The 22699-nt window shown below is 57.9% G+C and carries 30 protein-coding genes; 4 read left to right on the top strand and 26 right to left on the bottom strand.

Annotated features, from left to right (window positions below):
• Positions 1-1063: 1063 nt before the first annotated feature.
• Positions 1064-1393, bottom strand: coding sequence for a hypothetical protein (locus MUK72_RS18020; protein WP_244706564.1), 330 nt, complete (start codon positions 1391-1393; stop codon positions 1064-1066).
• 191 nt (positions 1394-1584) lie between these two features.
• A complete protein-coding gene (locus tag MUK72_RS18015; protein WP_244706562.1) occupies positions 1585-2706 on the bottom strand; it encodes a transcriptional regulator FilR1 domain-containing protein in 1122 nt (373 codons plus the stop codon).
• A 99-nt stretch (positions 2707-2805) separates the two neighbouring features.
• On the opposite strand from MUK72_RS18015, the gene MUK72_RS18010 reads away from it, so the two are divergent.
• Complete coding sequence (locus MUK72_RS18010; RefSeq protein WP_244706560.1) at positions 2806-4200, top strand: cytochrome P450; 1395 nt, start codon at positions 2806-2808, stop codon at positions 4198-4200.
• Between the two features lie 42 nt (positions 4201-4242).
• Here MUK72_RS18010 and MUK72_RS18005 read toward each other — a convergent pair whose 3' ends face one another.
• Positions 4243-4650 carry a DUF8112 family protein gene (locus tag MUK72_RS18005; RefSeq protein WP_244706558.1) on the bottom strand — a complete coding sequence of 136 codons (408 nt, stop codon included), beginning with the start codon at positions 4648-4650 and terminating at the stop codon, positions 4243-4245.
• Positions 4651-5016: 366 nt separating this feature from the next.
• Between MUK72_RS18005 and MUK72_RS18000 the strand changes: the two genes are divergently transcribed.
• Together MUK72_RS18000 and MUK72_RS17995 are read left to right on the top strand one after the other, a co-directional pair.
• A complete protein-coding gene (locus MUK72_RS18000; RefSeq protein ID WP_244706555.1) occupies positions 5017-5364 on the top strand; it encodes a winged helix-turn-helix domain-containing protein in 348 nt (115 codons plus the stop codon).
• On the top strand, positions 5357-5860 hold the full coding sequence (locus MUK72_RS17995) for a type II toxin-antitoxin system VapC family toxin (RefSeq protein ID WP_244706553.1): 504 nt from the start codon (positions 5357-5359) through the stop codon (positions 5858-5860). Before MUK72_RS18000 ends, MUK72_RS17995 begins: the two co-directional genes overlap by 8 nt.
• A 13-nt stretch (positions 5861-5873) precedes the next feature.
• Here the strand turns inward: MUK72_RS17995 and MUK72_RS17990 are convergent, their stop codons facing one another.
• The 11 genes from MUK72_RS17990 to MUK72_RS17940 form a co-directional block, all read right to left on the bottom strand.
• Positions 5874-6920: a thermonuclease family protein gene (locus tag MUK72_RS17990; protein ID WP_244706551.1), complete on the bottom strand. Its 1047-nt coding sequence runs from the start codon at positions 6918-6920 to the stop codon at positions 5874-5876.
• Between the two features lie 62 nt (positions 6921-6982).
• On the bottom strand, positions 6983-8668 hold the full coding sequence (locus MUK72_RS17985; RefSeq protein WP_244706549.1) for an MBL fold metallo-hydrolase: 1686 nt from the start codon (positions 8666-8668) through the stop codon (positions 6983-6985).
• A 48-nt stretch (positions 8669-8716) separates the two neighbouring features.
• On the bottom strand, positions 8717-9397 hold the full coding sequence (locus MUK72_RS17980; protein WP_244706547.1) for a hypothetical protein: 681 nt from the start codon (positions 9395-9397) through the stop codon (positions 8717-8719).
• A 274-nt stretch (positions 9398-9671) separates the two neighbouring features.
• Entirely contained in the window at positions 9672-10115 is a 444-nt protein-coding gene (locus MUK72_RS17975) for a hypothetical protein (RefSeq protein ID WP_244706545.1), read from the bottom strand.
• Complete coding sequence (locus MUK72_RS17970; RefSeq protein ID WP_244706543.1) at positions 10112-10402, bottom strand: hypothetical protein; 291 nt, start codon at positions 10400-10402, stop codon at positions 10112-10114. The genes MUK72_RS17975 and MUK72_RS17970 overlap by 4 nt, the downstream gene beginning before the upstream one ends.
• A complete protein-coding gene (locus tag MUK72_RS17965; protein WP_244706541.1) occupies positions 10395-10550 on the bottom strand; it encodes a hypothetical protein in 156 nt (51 codons plus the stop codon). The genes MUK72_RS17970 and MUK72_RS17965 overlap by 8 nt, the downstream gene beginning before the upstream one ends.
• The gene (locus MUK72_RS17960; RefSeq protein ID WP_244706539.1) at positions 10547-10804 is read right to left on the bottom strand and encodes a paraquat-inducible protein A; all 258 of its coding nucleotides are present in this window, start codon (positions 10802-10804) and stop codon (positions 10547-10549) included. The genes MUK72_RS17965 and MUK72_RS17960 overlap by 4 nt, the downstream gene beginning before the upstream one ends.
• A complete protein-coding gene (locus MUK72_RS17955) occupies positions 10771-11001 on the bottom strand; it encodes a hypothetical protein (protein WP_244706537.1) in 231 nt (76 codons plus the stop codon). The genes MUK72_RS17960 and MUK72_RS17955 overlap by 34 nt, the downstream gene beginning before the upstream one ends.
• Before the next feature lie 270 nt (positions 11002-11271).
• Complete coding sequence (locus MUK72_RS17950) at positions 11272-11520, bottom strand: hypothetical protein (RefSeq protein WP_244706535.1); 249 nt, start codon at positions 11518-11520, stop codon at positions 11272-11274.
• 4 nt (positions 11521-11524) lie between these two features.
• Entirely contained in the window at positions 11525-11809 is a 285-nt protein-coding gene (locus tag MUK72_RS17945) for an HMG-box domain-containing protein (protein ID WP_244706533.1), read from the bottom strand.
• Complete coding sequence (locus MUK72_RS17940) at positions 11806-12321, bottom strand: hypothetical protein (RefSeq protein ID WP_244706531.1); 516 nt, start codon at positions 12319-12321, stop codon at positions 11806-11808. The genes MUK72_RS17945 and MUK72_RS17940 overlap by 4 nt, the downstream gene beginning before the upstream one ends.
• 437 nt (positions 12322-12758) lie before the next feature.
• Here MUK72_RS17940 and MUK72_RS17935 point away from each other — a divergent pair, with 437 nt between their 5' ends.
• Positions 12759-13010 carry a type II toxin-antitoxin system HicB family antitoxin gene (locus MUK72_RS17935; protein WP_244706529.1) on the top strand — a complete coding sequence of 84 codons (252 nt, stop codon included), beginning with the start codon at positions 12759-12761 and terminating at the stop codon, positions 13008-13010.
• A gap of 278 nt (positions 13011-13288) precedes the next feature.
• On the opposite strand, the gene MUK72_RS17925 is transcribed toward MUK72_RS17935, so the two are convergent.
• The 12 genes from MUK72_RS17925 to MUK72_RS17870 form a co-directional block, all read right to left on the bottom strand.
• Positions 13289-15118 carry an MBL fold metallo-hydrolase gene (locus MUK72_RS17925; protein ID WP_244706526.1) on the bottom strand — a complete coding sequence of 610 codons (1830 nt, stop codon included), beginning with the start codon at positions 15116-15118 and terminating at the stop codon, positions 13289-13291.
• Positions 15115-16077 carry a helix-hairpin-helix domain-containing protein gene (locus tag MUK72_RS17920; protein ID WP_244706524.1) on the bottom strand — a complete coding sequence of 321 codons (963 nt, stop codon included), beginning with the start codon at positions 16075-16077 and terminating at the stop codon, positions 15115-15117. Before MUK72_RS17920 ends, MUK72_RS17925 begins: the two co-directional genes overlap by 4 nt.
• Before the next feature lie 196 nt (positions 16078-16273).
• On the bottom strand, positions 16274-16702 hold the full coding sequence (locus MUK72_RS17915; RefSeq protein WP_244706522.1) for a hypothetical protein: 429 nt from the start codon (positions 16700-16702) through the stop codon (positions 16274-16276).
• Positions 16699-16941 carry a hypothetical protein gene (locus MUK72_RS17910; RefSeq protein WP_244706520.1) on the bottom strand — a complete coding sequence of 81 codons (243 nt, stop codon included), beginning with the start codon at positions 16939-16941 and terminating at the stop codon, positions 16699-16701. Before MUK72_RS17910 ends, MUK72_RS17915 begins: the two co-directional genes overlap by 4 nt.
• A gap of 35 nt (positions 16942-16976) precedes the next feature.
• Positions 16977-17144: a hypothetical protein gene (locus MUK72_RS17905; protein ID WP_244706518.1), complete on the bottom strand. Its 168-nt coding sequence runs from the start codon at positions 17142-17144 to the stop codon at positions 16977-16979.
• The gene (locus MUK72_RS17900; RefSeq protein WP_244706516.1) at positions 17141-17572 is read right to left on the bottom strand and encodes a hypothetical protein; all 432 of its coding nucleotides are present in this window, start codon (positions 17570-17572) and stop codon (positions 17141-17143) included. Before MUK72_RS17900 ends, MUK72_RS17905 begins: the two co-directional genes overlap by 4 nt.
• A gap of 118 nt (positions 17573-17690) precedes the next feature.
• A complete protein-coding gene (locus MUK72_RS17895; protein WP_244706514.1) occupies positions 17691-17951 on the bottom strand; it encodes a hypothetical protein in 261 nt (86 codons plus the stop codon).
• 355 nt (positions 17952-18306) lie between these two features.
• Positions 18307-18801 carry a DUF8025 family protein gene (locus tag MUK72_RS17890; RefSeq protein WP_244706512.1) on the bottom strand — a complete coding sequence of 165 codons (495 nt, stop codon included), beginning with the start codon at positions 18799-18801 and terminating at the stop codon, positions 18307-18309.
• Between the two features lie 741 nt (positions 18802-19542).
• Positions 19543-20307, bottom strand: coding sequence for a hypothetical protein (locus MUK72_RS17885; RefSeq protein WP_244706511.1), 765 nt, complete (start codon positions 20305-20307; stop codon positions 19543-19545).
• 224 nt (positions 20308-20531) lie between these two features.
• Complete coding sequence (locus MUK72_RS17880) at positions 20532-21035, bottom strand: DUF4326 domain-containing protein (RefSeq protein ID WP_244706509.1); 504 nt, start codon at positions 21033-21035, stop codon at positions 20532-20534.
• Positions 21019-22185: a helix-hairpin-helix domain-containing protein gene (locus MUK72_RS17875; protein WP_244706507.1), complete on the bottom strand. Its 1167-nt coding sequence runs from the start codon at positions 22183-22185 to the stop codon at positions 21019-21021. The genes MUK72_RS17880 and MUK72_RS17875 overlap by 17 nt, the downstream gene beginning before the upstream one ends.
• 77 nt (positions 22186-22262) lie before the next feature.
• A complete protein-coding gene (locus MUK72_RS17870; RefSeq protein ID WP_244706506.1) occupies positions 22263-22448 on the bottom strand; it encodes a hypothetical protein in 186 nt (61 codons plus the stop codon).
• Positions 22449-22699 lie beyond the last annotated feature (251 nt).

The following is a 22699-nucleotide window of genomic DNA, read 5'->3' as shown; positions in this document are numbered from 1 at the left end:
GGAGTACGCGAGGTGTCGATACGGCCGCCGAAGACCACCATCGGTGGCTCCGGGCTAGATCCTCTCCGCCCGAGTTCTCGCACGGACGCGAATGATCTCGCTCAGATAGCCGTATCCGGAGAGATAGTACGGTTGGCGGTACTCCGGCCGCCCCTCGATCTGGTATTCACCGCCACTGGGACCACAAAGGCCGATCGTTCCGTCTAGTTTGCTTGCGGTTGCGGTGACGCGTAGAGGATATGTTCGACTCTCCCAGATGACCCGGTGGCCTTCTTGGAGGTCCGTGAGTAAGCTGATCGCTCCGATCGGCTCGATGGCATCTCGTGAGATGTGAGTGCTGTCCGTGTTAGTTTCAGGAGCGTCGGCCTCGTATTCGCATGGCTCACCGTCCTCTCGTGGGCGATGATAGCTCGTGGGCTTGCGACAACTCCGTATGACCGTCTCGGTTTCGTCGTCGGGAGGGCCGTCGGGGTAACACTCGGGCCATTCACACGGGTCGTAAAACGTGCGGGTACGGCCGTCGTAGGGCATTTCACGCCACTCACGCCGGTCGACCCCGCGACCAACTTTGCGCGTGCGACAGGCTGGTTCTACCGTGTCGCTGTCGTCGGCGGTTTCTGTTTGGTTGTCATGTTCTGCGCGGCGCGAACGTGCGGTGCCCTTAGGTAATTCGGCACCATAGGTGGTCTTGCTTTGGGACATTGGATTGTTCACAGCTGAAATGGTCAGCAATCCGATGTTGCCAGAGACAGTCAGCGTGGGTGCCGATACCGAGTGAGTTCCAGTCACTCAGGTTGCGATGTTGATTCCCGCGCTGACACGATACGCTCGTGAGCCGAGCGTCCGCCCTGCACCCGCTACTCGACGCTTGCTGACATCGCTTGCGCCGATTGAGCGGGGTTTTGTGCATCGTGAAACCTCTGACAACAGCCTCGTTTGGGATCAAGAGCAATAAACCTATGCCATCAAAAGTGCATATAATATTGTGAGAGCATATGCTGGTAATGGGAATGATTTGCATACAAGCCGCTGGTATTAACCCTCGTCCTAAGCCTACACCGATTCAATGCCCCCTGTGGTGTCGTGGATGACGCGAGTCGATCATCTTGTTCTCGAACTTCTCGATCAGCAGGGAATCGCTCTCCCTCCCACGGCGATCACACTCGCTCTTGAGGAAGAACATGGTATCAATGCTCCATCGAGTAGTCAGGTTGCCCGCCGGCTGCGGGAGGACCTCAGTAATCACGGGCTCGTCAAGCAACCCTATGAAGGCAGGGTGCGAGGCTATTACTTGATTACCGATCTCGGAAGACGCTATCTGCACGACTCGGACGCCGAATCCGAGGAGTTCGTCGCTGATATGGACTCCTCTGAATAGCGGAGTGTTCTGCATGTGGACAAATGCACCCACATCCGATCTCAGTCTGCCCCGTTTCATTCGCTTTGACTCTACCCATCGTGAGGCAGGGGTGTACTTATCGTAACGCCCCTTCGGATTCCGAAACAGTATGTGTCGTGAAAGAAATTGTCTTGGAATTTATCCGAGTTTACGCTGCTTATATCACTCAGTGAATAAGTGTGCGATTACCAGTGTCGTCCATCGAAGCCACCATCAATATCTGGTGGGTTTTCCTCTGGACAGTAGGCCATATCTCGATACGATTCATATATATTCTCGGCCCATTCGATAATTTTCGGATTTTCGCTCACGATCATGGCGATGTGCTTTCCCTCTCCCTGTTCGTTGTACGCGCCAACCGCAACTTTTCGGTCGTCATATATGCCGATGCCAAGCGTGTGAGAATCTTCGAGATAGAGTGGCTGATAGTGTTCATACCTCGGATGAGTAGCAAAATCGGTCGTATCTTGATCTGCTTTGACAAAACTTTGCCAGTCAAGGATGGCCTCGGCCTCGACGCCAAAATCGAGCATTGTTTTGTACGCAAAGAACAGAACCGGATTATAGATCGAGCAGATACATCGGAACTGGCTCACCCGTAGGTCGCAAAGCTTGAGAGCAGCCCCGAGCACGTTCGAGGGACTGGCTGTATCCGATGTGATAACGGTTGCATCAGCGAGTTCCTTGACTGGAACAGTTGCATTTTCTAATGGAAGACGTTGGAACCATTCTGCCTTCTCGATGATCTGTTCGATGGAGATTGACAAATCATCGTAAGCGAGGAGCGTCTTTTCACCAGCGTTGGTGAGTCGGTACGTGTGGCCTCTCTCATCTGCTAGATCGTGGTCCGATTCATCGAACCACTTGAGTTGGCGCTTAACAGTCTGATTAGTGGCTGATACAGATGCCTTCCCCTGAATTTCCCCTATGCTCTGGTATTCAGTATTCAAGTTTGATAGAATTGTGAGCGCAGTCTCGGTTCGAGTCAACTTCGCGAATTCAGTTCTTGTGATGGGAATTTCTGTGAAACACTTTTGTAGCGCTTCTAAGAGCATCTGACCACCAGCAGTTGGTTCGATATTCTCCCGATAGGTCTTGGTGATCCCGTGCTTTCGAAGCTCCACGAGATGCTTTTCGGTTGTCTTTCGCGACGTTTCTGCGCGGGAAGCAATATCATCTTGGCTGGCTGGCAGCGAGCAGTCATTCGCTGCGCGTAGAATGTCCAATCTCTTTGTATCAATTATACCACTTATGACCTCTTGGATATCGAGATGTCTGCCAGATAAGGGATGTACTTGTGTGGACATATTCCGTGTCGTTGTACCCGTGATCTATGGATTTATCTGATGGTTTCCTCTGGCCCTCTTTGAAGTGCCTTTTAGGATTCCATCGACGTGGTCTAGCCGATGAGTAGTAATACACAGCTGCCGCCTTCGCCTGAAGGCTATCCTGTCATCGGCCACACGATTGATTTCGGTGATGATCCGTTCGGGTTTGTTGATCGCGCTACGAGCGAATGTGGCGACGTCTACTGCATGGAACTGCCGGGTACAGATGTGTATGTTCTCGCGGGAGCGGAGTATCTAGAGCAGGCGCTCGTTACGGATGTCGACGCGTTCGGTAAGACGGACGATTTCAATCGCGTGTTCGGAAACGGAGTGTTGTCTACTGAAGGCGAGCAGTGGAGTCGTCAACGTGGTATTCTCCAACCGCTCTTTCACCCCGAGCGGGTGAGCGGCTATGCGGGCGACATGGTTGCTGCGACTCAGCGCCGACTCGCAACGTGGAACGACGGTGAGCGTTTGGATATTGAATCTGAAATGCAGGATCTCACGATCGAGATTCTATTCGCAACGTTGTTCGGTCGTGATTTGGCCCCGGGCGAAGGTGACGATCTACGCGATGCGTCAGATGGCCTCAACAAATGGTTCGTTCCAACTTCCTGGCTGCTCCCTCACTGGATACCAACGCCATCCCGTCACGAATTCAGCAACTCGGAATCACGGTTGCGAGTCGAAATTCGCCGGTTGCTTGCGGAATACGAATATGCAGATAAATCGGGGACGGTAACGCTCGCCGATCAAGTAGAGCAATCCGCTTCCGAGAGCCAGTTAGATGGTTCTGAGAGTGAAACGCTGCTCTCGAAACTGTCTGAGGCAGCCGAGGCGACAGGCGATGAGCATCTAAGTCCCGAAGAAATCGAAGACCAGATGCTGACGATGATATTCGCTGGGTATGAGACAACTGCATCTGCTATCGCGTTCGCTTTGTATTCGCTGGCGACCGAACCCGATGTCCGCGCCGCGTTCCACGAGGAACTCGACGCGGTGCTCGACGGAAGGGCACCGACACGGGATGATATAAGCCGTCTCGATCTCACTAACCGGATCGTCACCGAGACGCTTCGGCTCTACCCTCCGATCCATACGATCCCCCGCCAGACGACGCGAGAGGTGGACGTCGGACGCTATCGACTTCCATCCGATGAGCAGGTTCATCTCTCGGTAATTTCGGTCCACCGTGACGAGCGATACTATGATGCTCCGCTGGAGTTCTACCCTGATCGCTGGACCGATGGATACCAGGAGGAGTTAGACGATCATGCCTTCATTCCGTTCGGAGGTGGACGACGGACATGCATCGGGAGAGAGTTCGCCCGACTTGAAGCAACGCTCGCGCTCGCGACGATCGGCCAGCAGTTCGATCTCGAATGGAATGGTGACGAGACAGACATCGCTATTGAACCAGAGATGACGACGAAAACGCAGAATGGATTGCCGATGACGCTTCGAGAACGATAATCGCTCTCAGCCGTCTATATGACCTATTCTACTCGCAATATTCTACTGTTGCTGGCAGTACATTGATGCCTCCATCTGTTCTTCTGCTACAACGTTCGAACCGTCAGTTGGCGGCGACATACTAACGACACCTTCGTTGGGTACGAAGACGAGCTGACACGACTGATGTGCGACATCGCTTTGCAGCGCGAGCGTCCCACGCATCAGCCACTCGGTGCCACCAAGCGTCGGGTGGGTTATTGTCTCGGTCGCACAGTCATTGCAGTTGATCCGCGCGACCGTGACATCGCGTTCGTCGGACATCGAGTATGCATAGATACCAACCGGCGATCCTTCGCCAATCGACCGCCCACAGTATCCACAGAGCGCGTGTTCGCCGTCGCTGATCGTCACTCCAGTAACCGCACGCTCAATAGGAACGGCGATCGTATAGCACGCTTCGGCGCTCATTGATTCCCTCCGCGTCCACACTGCGGACAGTACTCGCCGTGATACCGGGAAAAGTAGCCGTAGAATCCCGATCCACAGTTCGGGCAGAACTCGCCGCTCATCGCTGCCCACCACCGCTACCGGTTAGGGTTGCTTTCGCTATCGGTGCGACACCGTTTTGGTCGCATAGGGGTGTAGTGCTCATGGCTGTTAGCCCTTGCAAGACAGCCAGCCCGCGCGCTCCAACGCGCGGGCATTCTCTCGGTCGAGAACGCCCCGGAGGGACCGGTCTGCCTCTGCCAATTGCTACAGTAGCATATGGGATAAGTTTGCCGGGTTGCCACTGTAGCAGGTGGATTTATCAGTGCGGGGCATATATGACGCTGTATGGCCGAACGTGATGAGCGCGGACGCTACGCCTCGGACCACACCGATGCGGACGTGCTCGATGCCGTCCGTGAGAACGACCCAGCAGGGACAAGCGAGGTTGCCGACCACCTCGGTGTAGCCCGTCAGAGTGCCGACCAGCGTCTCCGGAAGCTCGCGGAGGCCGGGCGAGTACACCGTAAGAAGATTGGTGCGGTAGCCGTGTGGTGGCTTGATGACGACGAACGCACTATGACCGGCGTTGATTCCGATGACCGATTCTGGGACACCAAGCCCGGATCGTCGGCTGAACCGACGGACGCCACGCGGACAGACGAATATCTCGCCGACGCGCTGGCGAATGAATAGCGCCGGCACCGATACTGGTCACGAGTCCAGATCCACGAGCGCTGCCGACGCACGCGCCGAACCACTGTTCATCGACACCGGGGCGTTCTTTGCGTACTACAACGAACGCGACGAGCACCACAAGACAGCCCGCGCGATTTTTCAGGCGATCCGCACGGGCGACCTTGCCTACTCTCCGCTGTATACCACCCGATTCGTGCTTGCGGAACTCGCAACGCTGTTGCTATACAAGGTCGATCACACAACCGCCACGCGGGCACTCGGAGACATTCTCGCTGCGGGGAGTTTCAATGTCGTTCAGGCGGATCGGGTGGCGTTCGCGGATGCGCGTGATGAGTTCGACCGCTACGACGACCACGAAATAACGCTCGTGGACCATCTTACGGGGGTACTCGCTGACGAGCGTGCTGTCGAATGTATATTCGCGTTCGATAGCGACTTTGCCACCCTCGGCTTCACTCGCGTGCCGGTCGATACTGGCGAACCCACCGAATAGCCTCTCCCCGTTATCAGGAAAGTGATTCGCACGCTTCGCCATCATCATCGGCATCGAGCCGATATTCGTCGTCTTGGCTTCCATCGTAGACTTTCTGCGCTTGGCTCTGACTGTCGAAATGCGAGCAGTCGTAATCACCGTCGGCGGGCGGCGTCGGTGTCGCCCCACCTCCGTCCCCTCCACCCTTCTCGGGCGTCGGCGTGGCGGTCGGTGTCGGCGTTGCGGTCTGTCCACCCTCGAACGCCCATAGGCCGACGTCGTTCGACTGTGCATTGGCTTCGGCCTCGCTGAAAGCATCGCGCTTGCTGAAGGTTGAATCGTACATCCGTGCGTACCCCTCCGTGAGCAGTTGCTTGTTGAAATTTTCGCCGTCGACGTAGATGTACGTGAGCAATCGCCCGTAGTACCCGCGCCTGTCGGCCTCTGGATCGACCGCCACGCGTACAGTCTTCCCGTCGAGGCGGTTCGTGGCGAACGTTTTCGCCTTCCCGCCCCACTCGTAGAGGTGATCCTTTCCGGCGGAAGTCTCAGGTATTCCTTCAAACTCGGCAGGATCAGTTCGACTCAGCGTGGTTTCCGGCGTATCGACTCCCAGTAGCCGGAGAGTGTCGGTTTCACCGTTCGGGAAGCGTACTTCCATCGTGTCGCCGTCGATGACGCGCGTGACGGTGACCTGCCACTCAGTGCCCTCGTCTGGTCCACGTTTCGGCTCCGGAGTTGGGGTCGCTGTTGCTGTAGGTGTCGCTGTTGCTGTAGGTGTGGGCGTCGGGGTCGCTGTTGCTGTAGGTGTCGCCGTTGCCGTAGGTGTGGGCGTCGGGGTCGCCGTTGCTGTTGGAGTCGGAGTAGGTGTAGCGGTAGATGTTCTTGTTTGTGTCCGTGTCTGTGTAGCTGTCCCAGTTGGCGATGCTGTGTCCATTGCGGTCGGGCTGACGACACCTGTCTCGCTGGTTGCTGCTGTGGCCGGCGATGTATTCGCACCTTCATTAGGGGCGGCGCTGCATCCTGCGACGATGAGCATTCCCGCGAGCACGAGTGCGACGGCGGTTGTTTGGTGAGTCATTGCTATAATTTCCGGCCAAGGTGCAATAAATTTGTATGGTGTTTCCTCTTCTTTTCGTCTGGTCACTCTGAAGGCTGTGTGCCGTCCTCCCCACCGTTTCGTATCGTCACTTCGACGGTCTGGCCGTGCTTTCTATTGACGTCGCCGAGAACGCGCAGAAGAGTGATATCGTCGCCAGCATCAACCACCCGCGCAGTGTAGGTCGTTCCTTCCAGTTGCGATTCGATGGCATCGAGGCGAGCGGTGATTGAGGCGACCGCTTCCGATGAATCTTCCTCGCTTATCGAAAATTTCGTTTCGCCATTCGACATTCGGCTGTCAGTCGCCGTTGTGGTCGTGTCAGCTGCGGATGTATCACTACTGGCCGTCTCTGCCGGACGAAGACGCTGCTCTAGGATATCCATATCGAGACCTTCCGCGGCGAGGTCAACGTCTTCCTCGATGCGGTCACACGCTGGAAGTGGTATCTCTTCGTCGGGGCCGGCGAACGTTTCGCCTAACCACGTACTTCCGCTAGCACCGCTGCTCCGGTTGACATAGGCAATACCTTCGGTTGTCATCCACGGCGGCGCGACCCAGTGATTGTCCTCGTGGATCGTGTATACACTCTCGTCGCCGGTTGCCCACACATAACTACTGTACCGGTCCTTGTACCGACTGCTGGTCCGTCCGTGCTGGTGAGTGATGATCACTTGTGTCGGATCGAGGTCTTCGACCAGCGTATCGATCTCGGCTTCGGTCGGGTGAGCGACAACCTCGAAATCGTGGGTCGTACATTGGGCGGACGGAACCAGCGCATTGCCGGCGGCGACCACCTGTACAAGCGTTGCGTTCGGATCCTTGCGCAGCTCGCCGAACAACCGACCGGAACTCGCCTCAGTGGGCACTTCGGGGCCGGCGATCGTCACCGTCTCTGGTTCGAGAACCGTGTCGGGATCGTCGAACTCTGCGACTGCCTCGACGTTCGGCACATCATAATCGAGATCATGGTAGAGCTTCGCAGCGTGGCCGACCAGCGTGACCGAAAGCGGTTGACTCAGCTTGCGGGCGAGATGGCCCAGCAGGTAGGCGTACTGGACGCTCGTGAGACCGCTGGCACTCACGAGTACGGGCGACCCGGCGCTGGCGCGCTCGCAGATCGTTCTGACCGACTCGGTGAGTCTCCCCTCGTAGCCGTCGTTCGTCGCTGCCGTGAGGAACATGGCTTCGATGTCGACAGGAAGTGCAGCGTCGAAACCGGGATAGCCTCCCGCCCGTTGCCACGTCCAATCGCCGGTTGCGAGAATCGTCTTCCACTCACTGTCACTCTCGAACTGGAGAACGAATCCGGCCGCGCCGGGTGTGTGACCCGCCGGAACAGGTGCGATTCGCAATCCTTTGACTGGTGATCTCCAGTCATCGAGCGGTTCGAGTGCGTCGAGGACGATTTCAGTGTCGCTGATGTTGTCGGTGTGTTGCTGGGCTTCGTCGAGAACGCTTTCGAGGATGCGAGCGGTCGCCTCGGAGGTATAAATCGGTGCGCCGTCGCGGAGATTCGCCGCGAGCGACTGGTAGTGATCTGAATGAGCGTGAGTAAGGACGATGGCGGTGAGGTACTCGTCGTCTGCGAGCAACTCATCAACCTTGACGTTCTGGCCGGCATCAACGAGAATGCACGCGGTCTGAGTCTGACTTCTATCAGGATCGAAACGAAGCAGAAACGATTCATTGCTAGCGTAAGGGTTGGAATGCTGGTAGCTGACGTTCATAGTTCGAATTCGAGCGTGTTCACAACAAGATCGTCGTTTCTGGCTCAGCTAGATTTCGGTGACAATTCGTTCAATCTGCTCGCGGTGAGGACCGTCGCCATCGATGACTCCTTCGGGCTTGACATGGTAGGTCACGCCAAGCTTCTCGGCGGTGACTGTTTCTGCGTCTGCATCAATGTCAGCGTCCACTCCACGGTCTGCAAGCGCTTCTTTGAGCGTCACGAGAGCGGCCGATGGTTCGACCGCAGATTCGGTCTGTGAATCGCTGTTGCTTTCATCATCGACAACGAGTTCCTCGCTTGTGCTCGCTTTCGCACTATCTCTACTATCAGTAGAGGCTTCTCCATACGTTCTTTGCTCTCTTTGCTCTCTTTGCTCTCTTTGCTCTCTTTGCCCGTTTTCAGTCTCAGACTGCTCGATGCTTCTGAGCCGTGGCGCAGGAAACGAGTAATGTGAGACACCGGCCTCACCGAGATCGCTGAGTGAGAACGGCGTATCGCGGTCGTCCCAGTTGGGGTCAAACTCAGCAAGTTCGTCACGATAGACTGCGACAGCAACAGGCGCATCCTCGGGATAGCCGGGATTGTCGTCGGCGACAGTCGTATCGCGATAGGCAGTCCATTCGTCGGCGGTTTTAGGCGGGCAGTTGACGATGATCGCTGTATTGGGATCACCGTCTTGGTCGCGATCAACGACTGGTTCACCGATAGCGAATGAAGCGTGCTCCATAGCTATGGGTGGGTGTGCAGTTGTCTCGTTGAATAACTTTTCTGGCCCCATCAGCGACTCTCTTGTCGAACTTCCCCTCCTGAAAATATGTTGTCAAAAGAATATTATATATTGGCCAGTTGATTTATGGAACTAGCCTGTGAGAGACAACTCGGGGAGATTCCTCCCGCAACGATGATGCCACGCAGCGGGCCGATCTGGTCCCCGATTTCACGGAGCGGGAAGTGCTCCAGCTAGTTGGTCCAACGCTATTTGTAATAAGTTTTGTGTGGAATCAACACTGTGCTGTTTGATTCCCGTCCTCATGACCGATGCGAAGAACACCAGGATGCGCCGACGTAGAAGACCGTAGTTGTTCGTTGACCACTCGTGCGGGTAGCTTTCGGCCTCCGATCTCCAAATGCTTCTGGACGAACGACGACGCGACATGTGCGTCCGGGGGGTTGCTTGCCTTCTGCATGGCGTCTCGCAGCGACTCGGCTTCGACCTCTACATCCCACCCGTCGCCGGTTTCGGGGTCGACCGCGGGTACTTGATACGTCTCGGCCGGTGCGTCTTCGGTCGCATTGATGGCCTCCCGAACCGACGCACGAGGAAGGTAGCCACACTCCAAACAGACCATCAAGCCTGCCGAAAGGCCGTCCGTGCTCTCGGTCCATCGCGATGCTCCGCACTCCGGACAGTTCGGCGTCCCCGGTGGTATTGTATCGGGACTCATGGGAGTTCTCCGAGCTGCTGGTAGGTATTGTCGGTGCGATAGTCCGGGTGCGCGTGCATCTGCGTGGTGACGGTTCGCGCCCCATCGTCCTCGATGACGACGACGATCGCGCGGCCGCTCTCGACGAGGTGGTACTCGTCGCTCTCGCCTTTGCGAAAGAGCGTCCCGCGTTCGTTGCGAACGCGATCGCGAAGTTCGTACTCGTTGTAGAGCCGGTGAGCCTTCGCCCGTGTTGTGAGGGTGAGAGCCACCTCGGGCTGGCGTTCCGGCGATGGCATTTCACGCACGTTCGTCGCCCTCCGCCTTTGTGATTTTGGCGAGCTCTTCGTCGACGATCATGAACTCGCCCGGGCTATCCGAAGCGGTGTCCTCTTCGGGGTCCCAATAGCATTCGCCGGGCGAAACCGACGAATCACCGGTCTGTGGACCATTCATGGGTAGTTCTTCCAATGAACATCTCTCAGAAACTGATCCCATTCCTGGGTTTGCTCGTCGCTGATCGAGTCGAAGCCGAGAATGTGGGTCCCGCAGTTGGGACAGGTCGCGAGCGCATCCACGTCTTCGGGTGGTCCGTCGAAATACATCCAGAGTCGGGTGGTATCGCAGCCGGGACAGCATACGTCCTCGTCGAGAAGCGGTTGCTCGGAGCCGTCAGTCATCGTGCTCTCGGACAGCTCCACTCGTCCCATTCGCCGGGCTGGTAGCCTCCGTCGACGTGCTCTACGTCGCCTCGTTCGACTGCTTTGGCAAGCGCCTCGCGAACATCGTCGGGGCCGTAGCGGCCGTCATGGTACGCGAGTGTGAGGACGATGACGTGCTCGGAAACGGGCCGATCGATTGCTTGTTGGCATACGGTGTTTGGGACACGGGTTTCGAGTGGGATCATGGGCTTTCTCCGGCTGGTAATGGCAATATTCTTCGTTTCTGTCTGTCCGCTTCGCTGGCGTCGGGGTCCAATACTTCGACGCGCGCTGAAAGCTCTTCGACTGTCTGCTCTAGCTCGGCGATACGGCGGGCTTGCACGCACGCTACGCACGACGTTGAATGTCCGTCGTTGCGATGTTCCGGGCACAACCGCGAACGGGTGCCAGGATTCATCGCTCTCGGCCTCCTCGTCCATCGCGGGCACACTTGCGGTAGGCGTTTGGCGTCTCGGTCACTGTCCTTCGACCTCCTCGCCGACGTAGTAATCGCCGTCTGCCGGACGCTCAGCGCCGCACTCGTAGCAGTACGGTTTCGCGGGCACGAGTTCGCTGCACTCTCGACAGTGGATTTTCCATGCATCGGAGTCATCGGTCTCGGCTTCGCTCTCGTTGGCTGACTGGGCTTCGCTCCCGACGTGCTCGTCGTCGCGCGGCTCAAACGCTGGCTCGGCGTCCGCGTCCGCGAACGGATCGGTGCTCATGGGGCTATGTCTCTCGTTGTGCGGCCAGATAGGCCGACGAGTATTGGTGCTCGGCCACCTGATCTACGTAGCGCTCGTGCTGCCTGCGTGCCTCCTCGCGTTCGTCCTCAGTCATGCGGTTCCATTTCCAACTGTGATGAAACGCGAGCGGGTGCGCTCGGTGGTCACACTCGGTACAGTGTCCCCGGTGATCGGGCGGGAGCCGTGGGTGCTCAACCCGTTCGATCTCCTCGTTACCACACTCGGGACAGCGGGCTTCATCGACCGGCGTAATTTCCGGGTCGGTCAATGGCTCTCACCCTCGAACGGATAGAAAGTGGCGTACGTGCCGGTCGTGGAAGCGTCTGCACCGACAACCGTGGTTGAGGGGCCGGTGGGAGCGTTGACGAACACGATACCGACGGGCTGGCCGTCGGAGCCGTCGGGGAACGCTGGGGGTGCGAGCGCACACAGTGTCTCGATGATCCCGCGTCGGAGCGCTGCGCCGTGCTCGCCTTCATTCAGGTCGCGATCGAAGCGAGTTTCGTGGGTGTAGCGTGCCAGAACCCTCTCGATGTCCATCCCGTAGCGGTAGGTCGCGCTCGATTTTGGGGCCTCATGCTCGGGAGCGGTCGAGAACGCTTGCAGATCGCCGTTGGGCCAGTGCGTGCGGGCTTCAACCGCGCCGTCCGCCCGAACGACGAGCGCCCAGTCGTCGGTCGTATGAACCGTCTCGTGGCTCTTGGCGTCCGCGTTGCTGGTCGGTCGCTGGCTGACGTTCGATGCGTCGGATTCAAACCGTTGGGTTGTGTTTTCCGTCATGGCTGTCTGGCCTCCATCGTCACGACAGCCAGCCCGCGCGTTACTGCGCGCGGGCGTTTCCTGCACCGCGTGAAACGCCCCGAAGGGCCGGTCTGTCTCCGCCTATGCGTTATAGCGCTAAGGAAATAAACCCGTCGATTGCGTTATTGAGCAAAGGTTAAAGGGAGACCGGCCGTAGGCATATCCATGTCCGAAGACAGGGAATCGGAAAAACCCCGAAATAACGCTGGACAGTTCGTAAAAACCCGTTCATCGGACGATGTGTATAGTGCGATGGACCCAGTAGAGCCATATACGACCGGCGAACTTGCCGACACGCTCGGATGGCCCCAACGGTCGGTGTATCAGGCTCTTGATGACCTAGCCGATGCTGGTGAGATACGGAAGAAAAAGACTGGGCCGCGGCAAGCGATTTGGATTCGCCCGGAGGAACAATCATGAGCGCAAAACTTCGCCGAATCAGGTTGACCGAGAATCCTGATGGATGGTGGACGGCCTATGACGAAGAGGCCGAAGCGGTCTCGCAGGGTCCCTCCCGTGAGGAAGCCCTCGAAAACCTCGATGAAGCAGTCAAACTCGTCGAAGACGAGGACTATGGGCGTGAACCAACTGAGGAGGAGCTGCGTGACTGGGGAATTGATCTGGATGAGTACGGGGATGGTGGCGATCTCCCCGAGGTCCTGAAGTAGGTGGCTCGGTGTGGTTACACGCGATTTCTCCGGTTATGACGTGATGAAGGTCTTGGTCAACAAGGGCAATTTTGAACGGACACGAGTTCGTGGCGACCACGTGCGGCTCGAATGGTCCATCCCGACGGTTCTGACGTTGAAACCCGCCATGTGACGGTCCCACTCCATGACCGGGTTCGGGTCGGGACGCTCCGTCAGATTGCCGAGAACGCAGGGGCAAAAGAGTTTGATGCGTTCTGCCGATGGGTCGACGACAATCGATAGCTCCAGAGTAGGTATCAGGGGTTAGTGGTTGTCTTGTCGCTGTTTTCGAGTTCGTCGCGAACGATGCGGCGGATCTCCGCTTCGGACGGGCTGGTATCGTTTCGAGCAGCGGCGAGGTCTTCGCTCATCGAGGAGAGCTGCTCTTGCATGATTTCGATTTTCTCGGGTACGGAGAGATCGTCACCGTCGAAGTGCTCGGGCGTGAGCGCTGGCGTGTCAACGTCGATGTCCCGCGAGACGGCGATCGGGGTGAGCATTCGGCTGCGCGTTGCCTCCGATAGACTCTCGACGTTTTTGGCGAGATGCGTGGCGAGATCGGCTTGGGAGTACTCCGGGCCGTGGATCAACGCAACCGTCTCGGGGCTCACCGTTCGGGCGAACTCCAGCAGGCCCGACTGGGCGGCGTGGCCGCTCAACCCGTTGATCGTGCTCACCCAGTCGGCGGGCATCGTCGCGCGGGTGACGTGTTTGGTGGCACCTTCCTCCTCGACAGTGGTTCGTACGATGTTCGACGTGGAGGGCCAGTCGGTGCCGAGCGGTTCGCTGGTGACTGTGTAGGTGAGTTCGTCCTTGTCGGCCTTGATCTGGTCTTGCAGCACGCGCCCGGTGGTGTTCTGTGCCTGATAGCCCGTGAGGAAGATGTTCGCGGAGCCGAAGCGAGCGGCAAACTCGGTGAGATAGCGCGGGGAGTTGCCGCCAGTGAGCATCCCCGACGGTGCAATGATGATCGGGACTTTCCCGCCCGACTGGGCTGCATCGCTCAGAATTGCTCGACGGTGACTGTCGGTGTCGGGGAAGGCAGTATCATCGCGCAGGAACGGTTTTGGTGTCCCAGACTCGACGCGGTTGACGATAGATTCGTCCATGAAGCTCGCGTTCGTCGCGAACTCGTGGTAGATGTCCGTGGCTTCCTGGGCCATCCCGTCGACGACGAGCTGGACCCGATCTCGAACGTCGTCTGAGAGCGTATGCAGCCGATTGGCGAACATCAGCATGAGCACCTGTGCCCGGCCGACGGCGAAGGTGGGTATCAGCACAGGCTCCCCGGATTGCACTGCACGCTTGACAGCGTTGTAGAGGTCCGTCTGGGCGTCACTCATCGAGGTGTGGCTGTGGAGCGATCCGTAGGTGGATTCGAGTACGAGCAGATCGGCCTGCGGCGGTGCGGTGATATCTGGAAGGTGGGGCGCACGTCCGCCGAGATCGCCGGAGAACACCGTACGATAACCGTTGGTCTGGAGCATGAGCCACGCCGAGCCGAGTAAGTGGCCGGCGTTGCCCATCTGGAACACGAGTGGATCTTCGTCGGGAATGTCAGCGAGGGCTTCGGCGCGGCCACCGCCGTAATCGACCGGCTCGAACCGCTCGAAGATGGCCTCGACGTGGGCCTCGACGTATTGCTGTTCTTCGCCCGCGTGACGGCTTTCGCGACGATGGATTTTCAACGAGTCTTCGAGCAGGGTTTTGGCGATCTCGATGGTGGGTGGTGTGGCGATGATCGGTGCGTCGTCGGCGAGCAGGCCGCGCGCTTCCAGGACTGGCAGGCCGCCGGAGTGGTCGATATGAGCGTGGGTGAGAAAGACCGCGCCGACGCTGCCGGGTTCGAGTCCGCGAAAGTCAGGGAACGAATCGCCGGTTCCCTGATTCAGCCCACAATCGACGAGGACAGTGCTGAACTCGGTATCAACCTGATAGCAGCTGCGACCGACTTCGCGTGCGCCGCCACGCGGGGTGACGACGATCGGTGTCTCGGCGTCGATCTCCACGTCGGCGTGTGCGAGGGGGTCGAACGTCTCGTCGATATCAGCCGGGAGCCACGGCATTTCCTCGTTGATGTCGCTCATCGGTCCTCACCTCGTTGTTGCTCGCGAGCAGTAACGTCGGCCATGATCCGATCGGCACGGGCCACGCCGAGACGGTCGATTGCTAGCAGCTCCTCTCGCGTGGCGTCGGCGAGATCGGTGACTGTCTCGTAGCCAGCAGCGCCGAGACGGTCGGCGAGTTCCGATCCGATCCCGTCGATGTCCGTCAGGCCGGGTGCGGGTTCGCTGGGCGTTTGTGCCCGGCTAACAGCGACTTCGCGCTCTCCGGGCCGTCCCAGCGCGACGATTCGGTCACCTGCATAGACCGTGAGCGGCGGGCGATCATCGAGGGGAACGTCCTCGTAATCGTCTGTGGAGAGATCGAGCGCGTCGAGCACGTCGTCGGGGATGGTTGCCTCGAACCCCCGACTAGAACTCTTGCCGCTGTTCGCAGCGATGCGGGAAAGCGAATACGCATCTCCCCGCGCTCGCCCGTCGCCGTACTGAGTCACGATCGCGGGTACGATACCGTCGCCGAGATCATCCGAAAGCTCGGGGAGGTATTTGATGGCACCTAAGTCGTCTTCCGCTCCATTTCCGGCCTGTCTGATACCTGCTGTGAGCCTTGCTGTAACTCCCCATGAGCGCATCATCGGCGTCGTCGTCTGGGCTTGATGCAAAACGACCTCACCGTTCTCACTCTCACCCTCGTAGTCATCTGGGAGAGCGTCGGTCGGGACGGCGATTGCGCTGGATTTGTCGAACGCTATCATCCGATCACCGGCAAACACGTCGAGCAGCGGGCCGTTGCCCGCTTTCACGGCGTCGATGTCAATATCGAGAGCGGTGAGTACGTCTTCTGAAATCTCCAACCGATTTCTCCCACCTGCGTTGTCAACGCTGTACGTGCGGCTGTCTCGGGGACTCGTGACGCTTTCTTCCATGCCGAGCGCCGGCACGACACCGAGATTATCGACTTCTTCGGGTACGTAGCGAAACATCACATCATCACTATCTCCGAGACCAGCCGCTCGAATCGCCTCGGTCAGCTGTAACCGCATCCTACCCCTTTCATCGCAACCAACACGCACCGTCTGGATGTGTCTGATGGGGACGTTCTCATTCTCGGCGCTCTGTTCGCCTTCGTGATCTGCTGCGTTGTTTGCTGTCATGGTTTTAGTTTGGTCTGCCGTCATGTTAGTCGTCCTGTGCGTTTGAGCCGCTGAACGCTCCGAAGCCCTGTTGGTCCGTATCGCGATCGTCGGCCGTCCGGTCCTCGAACGCAACTGCATCGCCGTGTTTGCACTGATCGAGTGATTCAAAGCCGGCTTCGGGATCGTCATGGATCTCGTCACGGTGCTCGTGCACCTGATGAAACTTGAAATCGGGACAGGTGCAGGCATAGACCTGCGTCGTCCCGTCTATGCCGGGCACCGTGTGTTTATCGACGATATATGCTCGCGTATCGTCGTCGCCGGGTTTTGCACTCGTAACGATTCCCCGCTGCTCGATCTTCGGCATGATCCCGAGCGAATCCAGGAGCTTGCCGAACGCATCGCCCTCGATCTCGATTCCGTTGATTTCGTCCTTGACGAGCCGGGCGACGGTGAGGATCCGGGTGCTCATTGGCTCCCTCCCTCATCCTCTCGCTTGACGACCCACACCGTCGAATTGTTCCGTTCCGTATGCCGCGCAACGGTGATCCCCGATGGAAGAGGTGATTCGTCCTCTAACGCCGGCAGGTAGGACCCGACCATCGACGATGTGAGTTCTGAGCCGCCGTCTGCAATATCCCCCGCTTGGAAGTACCGACGGCTGTTGCCGTACTCGTCGGCATCTAGTAGTTGGACGACTGCGTTCTCCACACGCTGTCTGCGTGATTTCGGCCTCTCGAATCCCGTCATCGTTCCCTCCACTGCTCGCGATCTTTGGCGCGAACCGCGTCGAGACACTCCCCACACATCTGTCCTCGGCCGGGCACCGTATTCCCGCAAATTTCGTAGCGGGCGCAGGCGCTCTCGGGTTTCTCTTCGTCGTAGGTAGTGAGGTCAGACTGGCTCTCGCTCATCGCCCATCACCATCCTCGCAGCGCTCGCGAGCGTCGTCCTCGAACGGCACGAACAGCAATTCGTCGCCCGACTCATGGTAGTCTGAGAGCCGCCAGCCGTCGGCGTTGGCGTCGTTCACGAGCGAGAGCAGCATCGACATCGCAGGAGCGCCCTGCAGGTCTCGGATGCGAATGTGCTTCCCATCATCGGGCCGAGATTCGCGCTCGACCGAATAGTATCGAATTTTGGCGCGATCGGCAGCGAAATCGGGGAACGGTGGCGCTTCCTCTGCCCCGGCGACGGCTTCGGGATCGTCGCCGTATTCCGCACGGGGCACGGGGTCGTCGATCCCACCGACGCGCCCGAAGCCGGGCACGTCACTCGGTTCCCGCCGCTCGCGTTGACCGTGTTCGCTTCTTCCGTCGTTCGAGTGGGTTTCGTCTGTCATAGTCGGAGTTCCGGGCACCTTGCCCTTACCCATGCTTGGAGACACTGCCATTAAAATGTGTCGGTTTGTCTTTCGAGAATCACCGCGCTCGCACACATACTGAGACCGCTGTTGCCATTCAGATGACTATTTTCTCTCCGCGTTCATACCAGTCCGCGCCGATGGGGATAGCCGCGCCACAATGGCTGCACCCTACGGTCCCGTTGTCGTGGTGCTCGAAGGTTTCAGCCGACGAGAGACACCACGGGCAACAGCCGTCACCGCCCCGTTGATCGGTCGGTGCGAGAGTCGTGTAGTCGGTGCTCTCGATCGGGGCCGTGTCGTCGCTATCGCTATCGTCGGTATCGCTGTCGATGAGTGCTATTTGCGTGGATGGCATTTGTGATAGTGTTGGTATGGGTTATCGCAGTTCAGATCGTCGTTGTGCGCTGTTCACGGCTGAGTATGTTTGTTTCGCCCTTCGGTGGCGAGCGCGTCAGGTAGCACATATCATCGTGCGCCCTCTCGTCGCCAACAGATCGCGCACAACCCGCGCGAGTCCCCTTGTGGGGCTGCTGGGTCTGGATATTCGGCGCTCTCGCCACAGATAGAGCATTCTTTCGGGGTTCCGCCGTCTTTCCTTGCTTTCGTTGTCATAGTCGGGTTCGGGCACTTCGCCCTTGCCCATGCTTGGAGACATAGACACTTAAGCATGTCGGCCTGTCTCTCCGATTTAGAACCGAGCCGCGCGAGATCTAGTCGGCCATTGTCGCTCGAATCGTCACGTTACCACTCTCGTAATCGGCCTCGACTAGCTCGACCTCATGATAGTCGGACTGGACCGCCGCCCGGTAGGTCCATTCGAGATCGTATCCATCGTTGGCATATTCGGGCTTCCCGTAATCTCCTTTGCCGACTATCTTCCCCCGCGTGACTTTCCTGTTGTAAAAGACAGTCGAAACATACGGTGCGCTCTGCGTTTCGATCATCCTTTCGGTGAGCTGTGGAACGGCCACCCGGCGGGGATCATCCGCAACAAACGCTTTGGCGCGCTTGACGCTCCCGGCGATTTGGCGGGTTTTCTCTCCCGACAGCACATTCACAGGCACCGTTCGTTCAGCATGCGCTTCTGAGAAAAGCACCTCCTCGAACGTGTGCGTGCCGCGAATCGCCTCGAAACCGAGCGGGGCGTCCGCGAATATAGTTTTGGCCTGTTCATCATCGACATCCGCGCCGTTGTCCTGTGTCATAGTCGGATTCGGGCCTTCCGCCCTTACACCTTAATAATGCCCCTTTCCACTTAAGCGTTTCGTATCGAGTTGAGGGTTTGCCAGCGATCGTTTTGACGAGCTTCCAGCTAGATGTGAAAGTGGGGATGATAGGAGAAGCCACCCGAACCCGACTATGACATGTAAGGTTTAGTGGGCTAGCTCCTATCGAGAGAGGGTAGCGCGAGAGACCTTATAAAATCATGGATAGCGGTCTGCGCGCATAGCTGCGAACGCTTCGAGAAACCGGCTCGATTCTCCCGCTACTATCCGTTCACGTACTCTCGCCCGTCTCTCGACAAGCAATACCGAGCCGGGCCGCGAGCGAGGCTGTCACGACCCTTTGAGAGTAAAAGCCCTTCTCGCTCTAGCTTGCGGGTGATACCGCGAATTTCGTTCGGGTGAAATCCCGTCTCTCGTTCGACTTTTTGCTCGCTGGCGATACCGTCTTCGGCGACAGCGAAAAATACTTTCCTGTCTTGTTTTAGGAAGATAGTTCGCCCGCTAGCGACAGGGAATGGTCCGTATTCGTTTCGTTCGTCGCCGTCCGTGTCGGTTGCTTCTGTCATAGTCGGGTTTCGGGCTTCCGCCCTTACCCATGCTTGGAGGCATAGCTACTTAAACGTGCCGCTTTGCTCGGAATTGATCGAGTTTTGAAAATCAAATTTCTTCATCGAGAGTGTCCTACACTCTTGCTATCGGCCGATAGAGATGCGAACCTCCTCAATTATCAGTGGCTTCATCGCGCTGCTGCTCGGCTTCTTCAATCGTCTCCGCATTGGTTAGGAGCGTCAACCACTGACTATCGAGATCGACGCGCGTCTGTGCCATCGGGTCTAACTCCTCGTCCGTAAGCGGGTCTTTCGTATATCCACGGTCATACTCGACAGTCACGGTTTTCTGATTCACCCGAACGACGCGGCCAATCGTGAGACGCGGGTTGCGGAACTCGACGATCATACCGGATTCGAGTTCGTCGCGTACAGCGTCACGCTTCGTCTCGGCTTTCTTCGCGTTCTCCTCGGCAACAGACGATCCGACGGCTTCGAGCGCTCGACCGCGTGCCCCGTTCGCTGCGGCGCGTACTCGATCGAGTTTTTCATCTAACGTCTCACTCGACTCACGGGCATACCGCGATTTCTCGCGTGCTTTCTTGAAATTGTAATTCGACGGGCCGGCCTCGGCCGGAGACGGGATGCGTTGGCTACGAAGTTCACGCCCGACCCACGTATTGAACTCTCGGCGAGCTGCGTTGATTCGACGCTGAAGTATCGTGTCGGACACGTACTGGTCCTGTGCCTCCTCGTTATCGAGTTTCCCATGCACGCGCTGTATCGTCCGCACCGGCTTTTCGGGTGGGCTACGAACGCGCTCGACGGCGATCTCCTCGATTGCATCCACGAGATCGTCAATCGACGAGGGGTGTTCGATCGGCCGAAGCGTCGGCGTGTTTTCGAGCGTTTCGACGGTCTCGCGTCGGCCGAACATTATGCACCACCTCTCTGCTGCTGATGGTTGTTGTTCGATTCCTCACTGTCGTCCGCGTCGATAGCTTCCGGTGTCATAGTCGGGTCCGGGCCTTCTGCCCTTGCCCATGCTTGGAGACATGACCACTTAAGCGTTTCGTATCGCCAGTGGGCGGATGGATCGAGAAACCCGGCACCGGAGCCACGCCAAACACGGCGGACCTTGACAGTAGCGGGCTACATGCCTCAATATAATCCCAACAGCGCAGCGTGAACAACATCGAGATGGCACGGATCACCGTCGCCGGGCCATGTTTCGGTGTCCGATCGGCACCGGCACGCAACGCGCTTGCCGCGCACTTTGCCGAGATGGTACGGAAAGAACTCATCCTCGCGAACCTTCTGCATTAGGTCTTCTTTGAAGGCTTTGAGCACGCGCCAGCGCTCGACTTCGGTGTTTTCCTCCATCTCGTGTGGATTGCCGAGCCATCCCGGAGCAGGGAACGCTGTGTTGTTCATGTGTCGCTCGCCCAGTCCGTTGATTTGCGGCTCCGCTCTCGTGCCGTCAACATCCCATTCCGAATCCTGGATATGACATATTTCGATGCCGGGGCCGCGATCGTCGTAGCAGTCCGCGCAGAGATCTAGGCGGCGCTCCTCGTCGATCGGGCATTGGATGACGTGGGCGGTCTCACGCCGGCCACAATCGCCGCACGTTCCGTTTGCGTCATCGTCACTCCTCGCGTTCATTGTCGCTCTCTGAACGCGGTATGTCGTTGAGGATGCGGTCGGCACGCTTCTCGCCGAGTTGGTCGATAGCCAGCAGGTCCTCGCGGTCGGCGTCGGCGAGATCGGCGACTGTCTCGAAGCCTCTCGTAGCGAGTTCATCGGCGAGCGCTGGACCGATGCCGGCGATGTCCGTGAGTGTGGGCGCTGGTTTTCTTGGTGCTTGGCTTCGGTCAACGTCGATCTCACGCTCTCCGGGGCGTCCCAACGCGACGATTCGATCACCTGCATAGACCGTGAGCGCGGGGCGATCATCGAGAGCAACGTTCTCGTAGTCGTCTGTCGAGAGATCGAGCGCGTCGAGTACGTCGGCGGGAATTGGGAGCTTGAAGTAATCCCGATCTGGCCCTTCATGATAGACAGACAGTGCTTCGCCGTCCGACCGTCCATCATCGTTTTTGAGACCGATAGCGGGCACGACATCGCCACCGAGATCGTCCGAAAGCTCAGGAAGATACCGAACACCGCCGATACTAGCCCTACCGCCTGCCTGCTTGATTGCTGGCGTAGCGGCGATAGTAACTCCGTCGTCCCATCCTGATTGCATTCCCGGTACTGCCGTCTGAATTTGGTGTAGGACGACTTTGTTATCATCACCCTCGCCTTCGTAATCGTTCGGGAGAGCATCGACTGGGACAGCGATTGCGTTGGATTTGCCGAACGCTATCATCCGATCACCGGCAAACACGTCGAGCATCGGTAACTCGTTGTTTTTGGCCGCCTCGGAATCAGGGTCAATTTCCAGGGCTTCCAGTACGGCCTCGGGTATCGTGAGCCGATAGGAAGCGTATTTATTCCCGTTGTCGCGGACAGAGTATGTCCGGCTATCCCGAACGTACCCCTCACCGCCTTCCGACCCAAGCGCCGGTACGACACCGAGATTATCGACCTCCTCGGGCACGTACCGAAACATCGAATCGCCATCTAGACCAGCTGCTCGAATCGCCTCGGTCGCTGTGATGACATACCGACTGTTTTTCGGGGTGTCCGCACCGTCCGGCTCGTTGCCTTTGTCGTCGAACTTGACGCGGACTGTCTGAACATGGGTAATCCCGGCCTGTTGGCTCGTCTGATTCTGTCCTTCCATCTGTTCGTTGGGGGGTGATTCTGTCATGACTGTCAGCCTCCAGCACTCCTTAATAATGCCCTCTCAGTCTTAAGGGTTGGGTTTGATTTGAAATCAATCGCCGCTCATTGGCTTGCCTCCTCGATGAAACACTCACGACAGAGTACGTCATAGTCTGTCCACGACTCGTCCGATACGTCGTGAACGAACCCGCGAGAGACGTTACTGATGCTTTTGCACCACTCGCATCGTTCACCGGTCTGTTCGTCGTTTGTTTCCTTGCTGTCGTCCGCGTCGGTTGCTTCGGTCATAGTCGGGTCCGGGCTTTCCGCCCTTACACCTTAGTAATGCCCCTTTCTACTTAAACGTTTCGTATCGGCTCTGGTATTTTCACTTTGCCCTAATGAAACGGCGATTACGGGCTATTCTGGTGGCTGTGTGGGTCGTAATAGCGTCTCACGGAACTATGCGATTCATAATAGTCCATCTCCGATCCCGCTGAGATGGCAAACTGCGGCCGCTAACGAACAAAGAAAATCGCAGTTTCGACCTCTCTCCCTTC

Source organism: Halococcus dombrowskii, from assembly GCF_022870485.1.
Taxonomy (GTDB): Archaea; Halobacteriota; Halobacteria; order Halobacteriales; family Halococcaceae; genus Halococcus; species Halococcus morrhuae.
The sequence above is the reverse complement of the archived record's forward strand: the minus strand, read 5'-3'. Positions and strand labels throughout refer to the sequence as shown.

What these genes read in the sequence shown, in the direction of transcription:
- MUK72_RS18020 (WP_244706564.1), bottom strand. Translation starts at nt 1,393, where the DNA reads ATGCAGAACACTCCGCTATTCAGAGGAGTCCATATCAGCGACGAACTC.
- MUK72_RS18015 (WP_244706562.1), bottom strand. Translation starts at nt 2,706, where the DNA reads ATGTCCACACAAGTACATCCCTTATCTGGCAGACATCTCGATATCCAA.
- MUK72_RS18010 (WP_244706560.1), top strand. Translation starts at nt 2,806, where the DNA reads ATGAGTAGTAATACACAGCTGCCGCCTTCGCCTGAAGGCTATCCTGTC.
- MUK72_RS18005 (WP_244706558.1), bottom strand. Translation starts at nt 4,650, where the DNA reads ATGAGCGCCGAAGCGTGCTATACGATCGCCGTTCCTATTGAGCGTGCG.
- MUK72_RS18000 (WP_244706555.1), top strand. Translation starts at nt 5,017, where the DNA reads ATGGCCGAACGTGATGAGCGCGGACGCTACGCCTCGGACCACACCGAT.
- MUK72_RS17995 (WP_244706553.1), top strand. Translation starts at nt 5,357, where the DNA reads ATGAATAGCGCCGGCACCGATACTGGTCACGAGTCCAGATCCACGAGC.
- MUK72_RS17990 (WP_244706551.1), bottom strand. Translation starts at nt 6,920, where the DNA reads ATGACTCACCAAACAACCGCCGTCGCACTCGTGCTCGCGGGAATGCTC.
- MUK72_RS17985 (WP_244706549.1), bottom strand. Translation starts at nt 8,668, where the DNA reads ATGAACGTCAGCTACCAGCATTCCAACCCTTACGCTAGCAATGAATCG.
- MUK72_RS17980 (WP_244706547.1), bottom strand. Translation starts at nt 9,397, where the DNA reads ATGGAGCACGCTTCATTCGCTATCGGTGAACCAGTCGTTGATCGCGAC.
- MUK72_RS17975 (WP_244706545.1), bottom strand. Translation starts at nt 10,115, where the DNA reads ATGAGTCCCGATACAATACCACCGGGGACGCCGAACTGTCCGGAGTGC.
- MUK72_RS17965 (WP_244706541.1), bottom strand. Translation starts at nt 10,550, where the DNA reads ATGAATGGTCCACAGACCGGTGATTCGTCGGTTTCGCCCGGCGAATGC.
- MUK72_RS17960 (WP_244706539.1), bottom strand. Translation starts at nt 10,804, where the DNA reads ATGGGACGAGTGGAGCTGTCCGAGAGCACGATGACTGACGGCTCCGAG.
- MUK72_RS17955 (WP_244706537.1), bottom strand. Translation starts at nt 11,001, where the DNA reads ATGATCCCACTCGAAACCCGTGTCCCAAACACCGTATGCCAACAAGCA.
- MUK72_RS17950 (WP_244706535.1), bottom strand. Translation starts at nt 11,520, where the DNA reads ATGAGCACCGATCCGTTCGCGGACGCGGACGCCGAGCCAGCGTTTGAG.
- MUK72_RS17940 (WP_244706531.1), bottom strand. Translation starts at nt 12,321, where the DNA reads ATGACGGAAAACACAACCCAACGGTTTGAATCCGACGCATCGAACGTC.
- MUK72_RS17935 (WP_244706529.1), top strand. Translation starts at nt 12,759, where the DNA reads ATGAGCGCAAAACTTCGCCGAATCAGGTTGACCGAGAATCCTGATGGA.
- MUK72_RS17925 (WP_244706526.1), bottom strand. Translation starts at nt 15,118, where the DNA reads ATGAGCGACATCAACGAGGAAATGCCGTGGCTCCCGGCTGATATCGAC.
- MUK72_RS17920 (WP_244706524.1), bottom strand. Translation starts at nt 16,077, where the DNA reads ATGTTTCGCTACGTACCCGAAGAAGTCGATAATCTCGGTGTCGTGCCG.
- MUK72_RS17915 (WP_244706522.1), bottom strand. Translation starts at nt 16,702, where the DNA reads ATGAGCACCCGGATCCTCACCGTCGCCCGGCTCGTCAAGGACGAAATC.
- MUK72_RS17905 (WP_244706518.1), bottom strand. Translation starts at nt 17,144, where the DNA reads ATGAGCGAGAGCCAGTCTGACCTCACTACCTACGACGAAGAGAAACCC.
- MUK72_RS17900 (WP_244706516.1), bottom strand. Translation starts at nt 17,572, where the DNA reads ATGACAGACGAAACCCACTCGAACGACGGAAGAAGCGAACACGGTCAA.
- MUK72_RS17895 (WP_244706514.1), bottom strand. Translation starts at nt 17,951, where the DNA reads ATGCCATCCACGCAAATAGCACTCATCGACAGCGATACCGACGATAGC.
- MUK72_RS17890 (WP_244706512.1), bottom strand. Translation starts at nt 18,801, where the DNA reads ATGACACAGGACAACGGCGCGGATGTCGATGATGAACAGGCCAAAACT.
- MUK72_RS17885 (WP_244706511.1), bottom strand. Translation starts at nt 20,307, where the DNA reads ATGTTCGGCCGACGCGAGACCGTCGAAACGCTCGAAAACACGCCGACG.
- MUK72_RS17880 (WP_244706509.1), bottom strand. Translation starts at nt 21,035, where the DNA reads ATGAACGCGAGGAGTGACGATGACGCAAACGGAACGTGCGGCGATTGT.
- MUK72_RS17875 (WP_244706507.1), bottom strand. Translation starts at nt 22,185, where the DNA reads ATGACAGAATCACCCCCCAACGAACAGATGGAAGGACAGAATCAGACG.
- MUK72_RS17870 (WP_244706506.1), bottom strand. Translation starts at nt 22,448, where the DNA reads ATGACCGAAGCAACCGACGCGGACGACAGCAAGGAAACAAACGACGAA.